Origin of the sequence: Veillonella parvula, from assembly GCF_024461875.1 — a bacterium.
Taxonomy (GTDB): Bacteria; Bacillota; Negativicutes; order Veillonellales; family Veillonellaceae; genus Veillonella; species Veillonella parvula_I.
The window spans coordinates 1-212 of record NZ_JANGAL010000164.1; the positions used below are offsets into that span (position 1 = coordinate 1).

The window sequence follows — 212 nt, forward strand, 5'->3', positions numbered from 1 at the left end:
TGATCGCCTGTGATCGAAGTAACTCCTGTATAAACCCATACATCATCGTTGATCGCCAGATAATTATATCCGTCCGTTGTGGCAAGACAGTCTTTCTGTCCGAGCACGCTGTTAAAATATCCATGCTTCAATGTTCCGTAATAATCGTATAATTGAACAAGAAGATCTGCCGAATATACGCGATCTACCCACTGCGGAACGTCTTTGACTTT

Annotated in this window: 1 protein-coding gene; it reads right to left on the reverse strand. The window is 42.5% G+C overall.

Annotation, left to right across the window (positions count from 1 at the left end; genetic code table 11):
- The coding region (locus NE668_RS10220) for a hypothetical protein (RefSeq protein WP_256196966.1) at nt 1–212 on the reverse strand (212 nt) is incomplete at both ends.